General features: G+C 64.9%; 11 protein-coding genes and 1 pseudogene. 7 read left to right on the top strand and 5 right to left on the bottom strand.

Translation table 11 applies throughout. From position 1 onward, the window contains the following. Positions 1 to 96: 96 nt before the first annotated feature. Together I53_RS17570 and I53_RS17565 are read right to left on the bottom strand one after the other, a co-directional pair. On the bottom strand, positions 97 to 534 hold the full coding sequence (locus tag I53_RS17570; protein WP_043352968.1) for a nucleoside 2-deoxyribosyltransferase: 438 nt from the start codon (positions 532 to 534) through the stop codon (positions 97 to 99). Continuing rightward, complete coding sequence (locus I53_RS17565; RefSeq protein ID WP_043352966.1) at positions 535 to 2,154, bottom strand: SIR2 family protein; 1,620 nt, start codon at positions 2,152 to 2,154, stop codon at positions 535 to 537. Between the two features lie 110 nt (positions 2,155 to 2,264). Here I53_RS17565 and I53_RS17560 point away from each other — a divergent pair, with 110 nt between their 5' ends. The 4 genes from I53_RS17560 (at position 2,265) to I53_RS33390 (ending at position 4,683) form a co-directional block, all read left to right on the top strand. Continuing rightward, positions 2,265 to 2,480, top strand: a complete 216-nt coding sequence (locus tag I53_RS17560) for a hypothetical protein (RefSeq protein ID WP_148291193.1) — start codon at positions 2,265 to 2,267, stop codon at positions 2,478 to 2,480. Positions 2,481 to 2,495: 15 nt separating this feature from the next. After that, positions 2,496 to 2,972 carry a hypothetical protein gene (locus I53_RS17555; protein WP_043352962.1) on the top strand — a complete coding sequence of 159 codons (477 nt, stop codon included), beginning with the start codon at positions 2,496 to 2,498 and terminating at the stop codon, positions 2,970 to 2,972. A 384-nt stretch (positions 2,973 to 3,356) separates the two neighbouring features. Next, positions 3,357 to 4,193 carry a hypothetical protein gene (locus I53_RS33395; protein ID WP_148291192.1) on the top strand — a complete coding sequence of 279 codons (837 nt, stop codon included), beginning with the start codon at positions 3,357 to 3,359 and terminating at the stop codon, positions 4,191 to 4,193. Between the two features lie 22 nt (positions 4,194 to 4,215). After that, entirely contained in the window at positions 4,216 to 4,683 is a 468-nt protein-coding gene (locus tag I53_RS33390; protein WP_148291191.1) for a hypothetical protein, read from the top strand. Here I53_RS33390 and I53_RS17550 read toward each other — a convergent pair. Then, a complete protein-coding gene (locus tag I53_RS17550) occupies positions 4,680 to 4,925 on the bottom strand; it encodes a DUF6471 domain-containing protein (protein ID WP_051044862.1) in 246 nt (81 codons plus the stop codon). The two genes, I53_RS33390 and I53_RS17550, sit on opposite strands and share 4 nt — an antisense overlap. A gap of 103 nt (positions 4,926 to 5,028) precedes the next feature. Between I53_RS17550 and I53_RS31490 the strand changes: the two are divergent. Beyond that, positions 5,029 to 5,235: pseudogene (locus I53_RS31490) on the top strand (transposase); the annotation flags it as partial. 286 nt (positions 5,236 to 5,521) lie between these two features. Here I53_RS31490 and I53_RS17545 read toward each other — a convergent pair. Then, a complete protein-coding gene (locus I53_RS17545) occupies positions 5,522 to 6,097 on the bottom strand; it encodes a hypothetical protein (RefSeq protein WP_051044861.1) in 576 nt (191 codons plus the stop codon). Positions 6,098 to 6,455: 358 nt separating this feature from the next. Between I53_RS17545 and I53_RS17540 the strand changes: the two genes are divergently transcribed. Both I53_RS17540 and I53_RS17535 read left to right on the top strand, forming a co-directional pair. Continuing rightward, positions 6,456 to 7,931: an adenylosuccinate synthetase gene (locus I53_RS17540; RefSeq protein WP_251982351.1), complete on the top strand. Its 1,476-nt coding sequence runs from the start codon at positions 6,456 to 6,458 to the stop codon at positions 7,929 to 7,931. After that, on the top strand, positions 7,928 to 8,647 hold the full coding sequence (locus tag I53_RS17535; protein WP_083936098.1) for a hypothetical protein: 720 nt from the start codon (positions 7,928 to 7,930) through the stop codon (positions 8,645 to 8,647). The genes I53_RS17540 and I53_RS17535 overlap by 4 nt, the downstream gene beginning before the upstream one ends. Here I53_RS17535 and I53_RS34025 read toward each other — a convergent pair. Next, a partial coding sequence (locus I53_RS34025) for a hypothetical protein (RefSeq protein ID WP_043352958.1) occupies positions 8,644 to 9,863 on the bottom strand: 1,220 nt, incomplete at its 5' end. The two genes, I53_RS17535 and I53_RS34025, sit on opposite strands and share 4 nt — an antisense overlap.

The raw sequence follows: 9,863 nt of genomic DNA, 5'->3' as shown, positions 1-9,863 counted from the left end.
GACAGGACAGAAGCCGGCCAGCCGTCGCCAGCGTCCCCAGGGGGCACGCGAGGTCCGGGCCTACGGTTGTGGGTTCGGATGCCGTAAGGGGCAAGGTCAACACCGCCCGAGGCCATCGGCCCAGCGCCTGACGTCGCCGAGATCGACAAGCGTCCGGCTGACCGCCTGGACTATCATCGGATTATCGCCCACCGAGAGGAGCTGCCTCGGATCATCCTTGTAGGCCACGCATTCCTTGCCGAGGGCCCACGCGACCCCGAGTTCGAACGCCGCGCCCTCGTCTACGGTCCTACCATTCAGGACGATGAGAAGCGCGCTGCAGGCTCGCAATGCCCCTATGTCATCGCGGAAGATGCGCCGCGACGCCTCGTCGGGATCCCCGCCATGCCGGATTTCCTCGTCAAAGAGGATGCCGTCAGTCTGCGGGAGATACACGTCCACGGCCTGGCGTAGGACGCCCGCTAGGCTCGCATTAAGGGTTCGCTCCCCGACGTTGAACAGGGGGGCCGCTATGTAAACCTTGGGTTTTGGCATCTACTCCATTCCGGATACGGAAATGTCCTGCAATCTTTTGTGAAGGTCGGCGCTTCGGTAGTCGTCGAGGTGTATGCTCCTCGCTACGGCTTTTACGACGTGATGCACCGAATGGCCGGATGTTTCGACGCCGACCGTTCCTGGATAAATGCCTCTCAGCTTATCCTGCAGATCCTGGATCAGCGTTGCGTCGCTCTCCTTGTGCCGCCCGATGACTCGCGCTTCGAATTCGGCGGCCAAGCCCTCCAGCATGATGACCTTCCCGGGCACGATCCGGCGGTGAGACAGTCCCGGGCTGAAGGCTGAAAGCATCCGGCGAGCCTTCTCCGCGACCTCGTGCGACGCGGTGAAAGAAAGTGGGTCAAGCGGGGGGCGATCGACGACCATGATGCCGGTCTCCTTGTCGATCAGCGCGAGATTCTTGTTCACGAACTGCTTCAGGATCCAGGCATCGACCTCGTCGCGTTGCGCAGGCGTCAACTCGGGCCACGGCTTGCCAAGCAGTTCGTGGCGCGGCTCAGTCCATTCCTCGTACGTGAGCAAGGATCCGAGATAGGACACGGCCGTCGTCTTGCCGGCGCCGATCGCACCGGTGAGGTAGTAGACGTACCGGAGACCGACGCCTTCCTCCTCCGCTGCATGCTTGAACTCCGCCGCGCTCGCCGTCAGGAGCCGGCCAAGGGCGGCGATTTCCCCGTCCTCGAGGAAGAGCGTGATCAGGTTGTAGACGTCGAAGTTGGCGTCCCGGATGAGCTTCTCCGTCTCGGGATCCCGCGTCTGGCCTGGGCTGCGCCAGCTCACGTAATAATGGAATTGCCCCGGGTTGATCCGCGCACTCTGCCGCAGAAGATGGCGCAGGGTCTCGTCCTGCAGCGACAGCCCAACGAAGACGCAGGTCGTTCGTGCGAGGTGATGCAGGAGCGATGCATGGTGGCCGGCCATGCTCTCGATCAGTTGATCGGCGAAAGTATCCTCGGAGAACACCAAATGCTCGCTGGGATGCTCGAGGAGGTTGCTCGGCAGGTAGCCATTCGGATGGTAGATCGCCGCGACGTCGCGGCGACACTGCAAAGCAGCGTCCCATATCGTCTCAAAGCGCCGGCCGTAGGCATTCTCCCTGGGGGGCTCCTCGAGGTGGAGCAGCCGCTCTACCGTGTCGTCGAAGTTGTAGGTGATGGTCATCGGCGAATCCGCGACCACCGGGACCAAGCTCGACAGATAGGGGTGGGCCGCGGCGAGTTCGGCGGCACTTCCAGGGGTGCCCTCGTATAGAGCCGCTTGTACGATCCGGCGCCATTCGCCGTGGATTTTCCTCAGCGTGCGGGCCGAAGCTGGGACGCCGAGCCGATCGAGCCTCTTGGTTCGGTAATGCTGCAACAGCATCTGGGTCTTGGCAGTCTCGGACACGTCCCCCGCCGCCGCAATGAGATGGTCACCCCGGACGTCCGGCGTGCGTGCAATCCGCTCGACCAGCTCGCGCCAACTCGGGAAACCCACCGCCTTGCTGACGCCGGCCCCGAGCACCAGCCCGAGGGCGCGCGCCGAATGCCTCTCGCGCAGGTGCACGATGGCGCGGGGATGGGCACGGAGCAGCGCCCGCTCGATGGGACCTATGGTCATGGCCGCACCTAAGGTGCGTTCGCGCCGCGTTACAAGCTTTGCGGCCCGCGTCCGCCACCGATCGTCGTGGTGGGCGAGCGGAACGGTCGCGTCGACCGATGTTCCATTGCATGCATCTCCCGTCGTGGCAGATCAAGGGCGTGCCCGTGCAGCCCAAGGCCGAGTTCGAAGCCTTGAAGCGGTCCGTGTTTGCGCTCGTGAACGTCCGCGACCGGGACGGGCGGCAGTTGCGCGTCTCCGGGATGCCCCAGGCGGAACGGCGCGCTAACCTCGCGACGGCCGCCGAGCGTCTCGCCATCTCGCGCGACGGACCAAACCGGTTCTAGGACGACTGGCGAGGGATGTCGGAACGCTGGGCGGACGCGCAGACGGGCCTGGGCGACCGGCGGCGCGCGATGCTGGTGACCAACAGCTATGACGACGCCGCGGTGGTGGCGGCCGCCCTGGCGACGGCGCTCGACCGGAGCGGCTGCAGCGACTGGAAGGTGCACTGCCTCGTCCGCGAACGCTCGGGCGAGGATGGGGGGGGCATGGACGGCGTCCGCATGGCCCGGGCCCGACCGATGCCCCGGTCGCTCGTCGAGCGCTTCGAGCTTGAGCCCGAGCGCTCGGTCCTGGAGGCGCCAATGCAGATCGTCGCCCGCGGGCACAACATCCTGAACGAGGCCAGAAAGGCCGGGATCTCGGTCATCCATTTCTTTCCCCGGCCGCACCCGCGCCCAGACGACCTTGGGCCGAACATCGACAGGCTCAACCGCACCCAAGAGCGCTTCGACAAGGGCGTCCGGCCGCCGCAGGATTTCGACGGGACCCGGTAGGCCGGAATGGAAGGTGTACGGCCTCTGGACCTCGACATCCTGTCGGACGGGAACAAGCGGTGGGCCGCGACTTGCGGGATGAGAACATCAGGCTGTTCGAGACCTTCTTCGCCGAGGCGGCACGCGACATCGATCGGCATGATGACACACTTCTCGTCCTCGACGGCGACACGATACCGAAGCGCGGCCGTATGGAGCAAATGCTACAGAATGCCATCGTTTCATCGGGCAAATGCAACCATAAGGAGTTGCAATTTTGCGGAGCTGGTTCCCCTTGTTCTCTTTTCGTTCTGGTTATACATTGTGCGTGGGTGAGTAACCTACGGTCCCTTCTTCTACCGCTACGGTTGTGCAATCTTGGCCGCACAGAGCGGAAAAGGACCGATGGACAAGAACGTAACCGTTAAGCTCTTCAGCATGGAGCGGACGCGCGAGGAAACCCCGAGATTTATTGATGCCATACGAGCTATAGATAGTATAGATGGGTACGAGAACAGAGAAAGAGCAATAGCGCCAGGGTTTCAAGTAAGACTTGAGTTCCTTGACGAAGAAAATGAACATATTGTTAGTGGCGAGCTTACGAGGATACAAACGACGAATTTCCCGTCAGAAATCACGCCTGCCGGTCGAATTGCTTTAAATGTCAATAATAGGCTTGGTCACAGTGTTGTGTTCCGCGCCAATCATCACCGAGGCGTGATAGCTATAGAGTACAACAATCGAGTTTGCAGCCCCGGGCGGTTATTCTCGTACTTACAGGAGTTTAGCCGGGACGCTGTTTACAACGTTTTGCCCATTGTCAGGGAGGAGGCTTGGGAACGCTACAATAGGGCAGGTCCAAGAAAGCTTCAGGTCGCCGTTGCCAGCCCTTCGGACCTGAGGGTCCTTGAGGGAGACGGCCGCGCGGTCGGCGAGGCCATCGCCGCCATGGGCGAGGCTTACTTGGCGCCTAAAATCACTGTCGAGATCGCAATGGGGCATGCCCCTGGTCAGTTGAGCACGTGTTTGACGGGCTTGGTCAGAGAATTCCTAAGGAGATCAGAGTCCGAAGAGATAAACCTTCAAAAACTCAAAGTATTCAACCCCGATTTCCCTGAAGGTATTGACTTTTTGGACGAATTTCTTATCTTCAGAGAAACTCTTGAGCTTCACGATAGGGACCCGGACGTAAATTTTGGAATAAAGAGAGACTTTCTGCGGCGAGTTATGAATGGTGTTTAGAAGACGAAAGACTGTCTATGGAATGTTTGAAGCGTGGTCGCCGCAAGCAGGGGCGGTAATCACGCTAATGCTTCTGCTCGTCTTTCAAAGCAGGATTGTCAGCACCTTTGTAGATAACCAGCTATCTTTATCTCAAATGTATACAGCGATATTTGGCTGGGCTTCTGTAATGACAGGCTTCCAATTTGGCGTATATGGACTAATTTTTAGCAAAACAGACGGCTTTATCGCAAAAATTAGCAGCACAAAAGCCATGAGAGATTTTATGTCTTATACATCCGCTGCCGTTAAACTCGGATTTATTCTAACGCTTTTTGGATTTCCTTTTCTCGTTATGAATTCAGACATGAAGGATATCAGCAATCTTTCTTATTGGCTTGGGTCAATGTATTTTGCTTTATTTGTCTCTAGCTTCATATCAACTGTGCGCGTCGCTAAGTTATTTGGTGCAATGTCTCGTATCAAGACGCGCGAAAGACTGCCAGCCTAATCGAGGCGGACTTCTTTTGCTCCAATTGCGGTTAAGACCTGCATCATAAAGACCGCCGTAAATTTTCCGCGCGCAATCTTGTTTCGGATATTCGGCTCGGTCTCTTTCACGCCAACCGCAGCCAGTTTGTCCACGAGTTGCGCGTAGGTCACGCCCTTACGCTTCAGCTCAGCTTTGAGGATCGCCTTTACCTTGGCGTCCCACGCCTCATCCGGCACGCGGGTCGTGTCATCCGTCGTCATGCATCCCTCGCAATGGCTCATGTCATCATACGCGATGCTTTTGCCCTTGACTACGGTGCGTCCATGCCATCATAGGAGATGCATAAGCACCGGACGCGATGGCATGCCGTCCCACTTCCTCCTCTCGGCCCAGGCCTGCACCCTCTGGCTCAAGGCGATCTACAAGGGCTGCGAGGACAAGGCTTACATGACCTTCCGGCGCCTTCGTTTGCCCGAAACGGACGGTGAGCCCGGTTGCCCGAAGTGCAGCTGCCTGGACCACCACGACATCAGCACGCGCCGCCGCTTCAAGTGCCGGTTGTGTGACCGAGGCCTTCACGCAGACGCACCACGTGTTTGTCTTGGTCGATGCCGTCCAGACGCATGCCTCGCCGCATCCCCTCTATCTGGCGCCGAACGTCGCCTGATCCCCTTCTGGCGTATCGGAGCGGCGCGCCGCCGGATCGGCGTGTCCGACAGGCATGGAACCGGGCCGTCTTGGCCGCCCGCATCGCGCCCACGGAAGTCTCCGTGGGCACGAAAGGGGGCGCTGCCCCTCGTCGCGCCGGTCTCGGATGGCTGCGCTGCTTCGGTGCGCCTTCGGGGCGGCGGCGGCCTCAGGCGACCTCGGTCAGTCGGCCGACCGATCGCCCGCCCAGGGCCTCGAACCTGGTGAGGAAGGCCGCCTTCGCCTCGCGAGGTGGCAAGCACGCCACCCGGATCCTGGCAGGCCGGATCCCGGCGGAGCGCGCCCATCGATCCGTGCCGACGGGCATCAGTTGCGCCTGCTCGGCGGCGAGGACGCGGAGGTCGGCCTGCTTCACGGCGCGCGGCATGGGCCGTGGCACCCCGTAGCGGATGAAGATCGCGTCCTCGACCGTCCGCTCGATCGTCTTGAACTCCGGCAGCATCTGCTTGAGCGGCCGGGTGACGTCGCCGACGAAGGCCTCGGCGGCGTCGTGCATCAGGGCGGCGAAGGCGTGCTCGGGGACGGCCTCGCTCACGTTGAGGCAGTGTTCCGCGACCGAATAGAAGTCGCGGCACTGCCCCGCGTACCGGCACAGCATCGACAACCCGTGCGCGATGTCCTCGATCGTGAAGTCGCTGGAAGCCGGATCGAGGAAATCGAGCTCGACCCCGCTGCGCAGCATGATCCGCGGCTCGCTGGCCCCTACGACCGCCGTCCACGCCATGTCGATGTTCCCTGAATGAATCCTCGGGATGGTACACCTGGCCGACCGGCCGCCCAAACCGCCGGGCCAGGGCTGTGCGGATCGGTGAAGCCGTCGCGAGGAGGCAGGGCGGCTTAACGAAAGGGCAACGGATCCGGCTGACGGCCGGCCCGCCGCACGAAACTGCAGGTTGCGTTACTCCGGAGGCCGCCTGCCCGTTGCAACCGCCGCCGCATCCGTATACCCGGCCTTGATGCGCTATATTATCGTTCTGAGCGGTCAGATCGCATCCGGCAAATCGACGCTGTGCTCGCAGTTTCGACAAAGCCTGAATGCCCACGTCTTGTCGACGCGAGTATTGTTGAAGCAAAATCTTCAGATGAATGCGCCGGCCGAGCGATCGAACCTGCAGTCCGCCGGCGCCGCGCTGGACGCGGAGACCAAGGGACGTTGGGTGGCGGAGGCGTTGCGCGCGCGGGAGGGCGGGCTCCCGCTCGATGCCGTCGTCGTCCTAGACTGCGCCCGGACGCGGGACCAGGTCGCGGCGCTGAGGGAGGCGTACGGCGAGCGCATGCGGCACGTCCACCTGAAGGCCGCGCGGTTCCTGCGCGCCCGGCGCTATGACGAGCGCCGCGAGGCGACCTTCGAGGACACGACGTTCGAGGAGGCTTCCGAGGACGCAACCGAGCGTGCGATCCCCGAGCTCGCGGGGCTGGCGGACGTGGTGATCGGAACCGACGCCCTGGACGGGCCCGGCATCCTCGCGCGCGCCGTCGCCGGGCTCGGCCTGCTGCCCGGCCGGCCAACTCCCCTCGTGGACGTGCTCGTCGGCGCGCAGTACGGCAGCGAGGGCAAGGGCAACATCTGTGCGCATCTCGCCCGCCGCTACGGGGTACTCATGCGGGTCGGGGGGCCGAACGCCGGGCACATGGTGGCCGACCCACCCTACAAGTACGTCCAGCTGCCCTCCGGGACGCAATCGAACACCTCGGCGCGGATCCTGGTGGGCGCCGGCGCGACGCTCTGGCTGCCACAGCTTCTCAAGGAGATCGCCGATTGCCGCCTCGGCCCGGATCGCCTCTCGATCGATCCCCAGGCCATGGTCATCGAGCCAGAGGACCGAGAGATCGAGGAGCGGGGGCTGGAGGTCATCGGCTCGACGAAGCAGGGGGTGGGCGCCGCGACGGCCCGCAAGATCCTGAACCGGGGTACCACCCCGCAGTTTGGGGCCCCGGTCCGGCTCGCGCGGCACGTCCGGGAGCTCAAGGATTTCGTCCGCTGCACCAAGCGCGAGCTCGAGAAGGCCTACGCGGACGGCGTCCCGATCATGCTGGAGGGCACCCAGGGGACCGACCTGAGCCTGCACCATGGCCCGCATCCCCACGTGACGTCGCGCGACACGACCGCCTCGGGCTGCCTCGCCGATGCCGGCATCGCGCCGCACCGGGTCCGGAGGGTCATCATGGTGACGCGCACGTACCCGATCCGCGTCGGCGGTACCTCGGGCCCGATGATGCGAGAGATCGACGCCGGGACGATCGCCGCGCGGTCCGGGCTACCGGCCGAGGCGATCCTGAAGACCGAGGTCGGCACGGTCTCTGGCAAGGCGAGGCGGATCGGCGAGTTCGACTGGGAGCAGCTTCGCCGCGCCGCGGTACTGAACGGCGCGACGGACGTGGCCCTGACCTTCGCCGACTACCTCGACACGGCCAACGCGGAAGCGACCACGTTCGAGCAGCTTTCGGAGGCCACCAGATCCTTCATCGCGGAGGTAGCGGCGGTCGCGAACGCGCCGGTGACCCTGGTCTCCGTCGGGTTCGAGACCGCGGTCATCGAAAACGGATTCGACCAGTGACGCCAGACGACCTCGTCCGCAAGCATCCCCGGCTTTGGCACATGGCGGAGGACGGCTGCTGGCCCTCGATCGCCGAGCACGGCCTGCTCAGCACGTCCGCCCTCCTCGACCTTTACGGGATTTCCGGCGAGCGGCGCGTCGCGATTGAGCGGCGCCACAGGCCGGAATCGGTGGCGATCGCGCGACCGGGCTTCGCCGGGGCGGTGGTCCGGGACCAGAAGCCGATGTCCCAGGCTGCGCTGCTGCGATGCCTCGACGGGATGGCGCCCGAGGACTGGTACGTGGCCCTGAACGCCCGCGTCTTCTTCTGGCCGACGCTGCGCCGCCTGACCGGCCTGCTCGGCGCGGGCGCCTATCGCGGAAACGTCCAGACCGTGCTGACGCTCGATACCCGAAGCATCGTGGATGCCTACGCCGCGACCATCGAGCTGAGCCCGATCAACAGCGGGTCCACGATCATGAGGCCGGCCCGGCGCGGCGCGCTGACCTTCAGCCGGATCGCCGACTTCCCCGGCGAGCCGTCGCGGCGCCAGGCGGGCCGCCCCTGCGCCGTTGCCGAGGTGGTGGTGCCGGACCGCGTCGCGCCGGTCGTCGACCATGTCCTGGCCGTTCATCGGGTGCACGCGGGGGCCATCCTGGAGGAGCTCTGGCGAAGCCCACGCGCTGAGCCCGGGGACGTGGCGCCGGACCGGTTCCAGAGCCCGTCGCGCCCCTAGACGCCGGCCGGTCGCGGGCGCTCGACGATCCGGGTGGGCACCCCGGACTTGCGCAGGAGGTCGGCGACGTGGCTCGTCGCGTTCACGACCCCGACCAGCCGCAGCCCCGTGTCCGGCGGCAGGCCCTGGAGCCGCCGGCGCAGGTCGTGCAGCGGCGTGGCGGCGTCGAGCTCGACCCAGTTCGAGGCCTCGCCGGGCACCAAGGCACTCGGAAGCGTTGCCGTGGCGCCGACGTGGAGCTGCACGATCCACAGGCGCGCGCCGTCGTGGACCCACTCGAAACGGACGGGTCCCAGGACAGAGGCAACCGTCAGGTAGGCCGTCTGGACCGCCGCGCGCACTGCCTCCGGCAGCGCCTCCGGCGGCAGTTCCCCGAGCATGAGCCGGTCGCCCTCGCCTGAACGGCCCTCGATGACCAGGGCCCCGTCCCCGCCGACGATGGCCGCGCCCGAGTGGCGCGCCGGGACCGCGTCCTGCCGCAGGACCGAGGCGATGCGGTCCCCGGCCGGATCCTCCTCGGCCAGGAGCCGGTACGGGTCGCGCCAGCCCTTGAAGGTCGAGTAAAGGCCGGGCTCGGGCTCGGTCGGGCAGGTTCGGATCCAGACCTCGGCCTCGCCGGTGCGCGCGCCGAACGAGAAGGGCGCGACGCGGCGGCCGATCACGGTCGTCCAGGGGACCAGCAGGCCTGCCTCGTGGGCGACGAGCAGACCGAACGCCTTGTCGCCGATCATCCGGCTGAACCTGTTCGGCCAGTGGGGGGTGGGGTTCGCCGACGGCGCGTCGCCGTCCTCGAACTCCCACGCCACCGTATGCTCGCGCCGCCAGCCGCGCCGGCCGGGATGGAGGCTGAACTCGAGCCTCCCGCCGCCCGCCTCGAGCGCGGGGTCGAAGCCGTAGACGGTCCTGAGGATCGACCTGCCCCACCCGATCGGCAACGAGGCCACCCCGGGCTTCTCGACGCAACGCGGCGTGTCGTCCGGCGCGAACTCGATCGTGCCGCCGAGGACCACCCCGGAGACCCCGCCGTCGTGGATGTCGACGGTTTCGTTGGCGATGACGTGGAGCCCCTCCCTGGCGAGCGCCTCGGCCGCGTCGAGCGCCTCTTCGGCGTCACCCAGGCCATAGACGAAGGTCCGGCTGCGCGGGCTGTCGGGCGCGTAGCTCCTGAGGTTGATCGTGCCGGCCGGGCTCCGCGCCAGGAGCTCGCGAGCGCCGC

It is taken from the genome of Methylobacterium sp. B1 (assembly GCF_000333255.1).
Classification (GTDB): Bacteria; Pseudomonadota; Alphaproteobacteria; order Rhizobiales; family Beijerinckiaceae; genus Methylobacterium; species Methylobacterium fujisawaense.
Note: the sequence above shows the minus strand (reverse complement) of the source record. Positions and strands in the feature narration are given on the sequence as shown.

Bases quoted from the DNA above. Each gene is read 5' to 3' on its own strand.
- I53_RS17570 (WP_043352968.1), bottom strand. From the start codon at position 534: ATGCCAAAACCCAAGGTTTACATAGCGGCCCCCCTGTTCAACGTCGGG.
- I53_RS17565 (WP_043352966.1), bottom strand. From the start codon at position 2,154: ATGACCATAGGTCCCATCGAGCGGGCGCTGCTCCGTGCCCATCCCCGC.
- I53_RS17560 (WP_148291193.1), top strand. From the start codon at position 2,265: ATGCATCTCCCGTCGTGGCAGATCAAGGGCGTGCCCGTGCAGCCCAAG.
- I53_RS17555 (WP_043352962.1), top strand. From the start codon at position 2,496: ATGTCGGAACGCTGGGCGGACGCGCAGACGGGCCTGGGCGACCGGCGG.
- I53_RS33395 (WP_148291192.1), top strand. From the start codon at position 3,357: ATGGACAAGAACGTAACCGTTAAGCTCTTCAGCATGGAGCGGACGCGC.
- I53_RS33390 (WP_148291191.1), top strand. From the start codon at position 4,216: ATGTTTGAAGCGTGGTCGCCGCAAGCAGGGGCGGTAATCACGCTAATG.
- I53_RS17550 (WP_051044862.1), bottom strand. From the start codon at position 4,925: ATGACGACGGATGACACGACCCGCGTGCCGGATGAGGCGTGGGACGCC.
- I53_RS17545 (WP_051044861.1), bottom strand. From the start codon at position 6,097: ATGGCGTGGACGGCGGTCGTAGGGGCCAGCGAGCCGCGGATCATGCTG.
- I53_RS17540 (WP_251982351.1), top strand. From the start codon at position 6,456: ATGAATGCGCCGGCCGAGCGATCGAACCTGCAGTCCGCCGGCGCCGCG.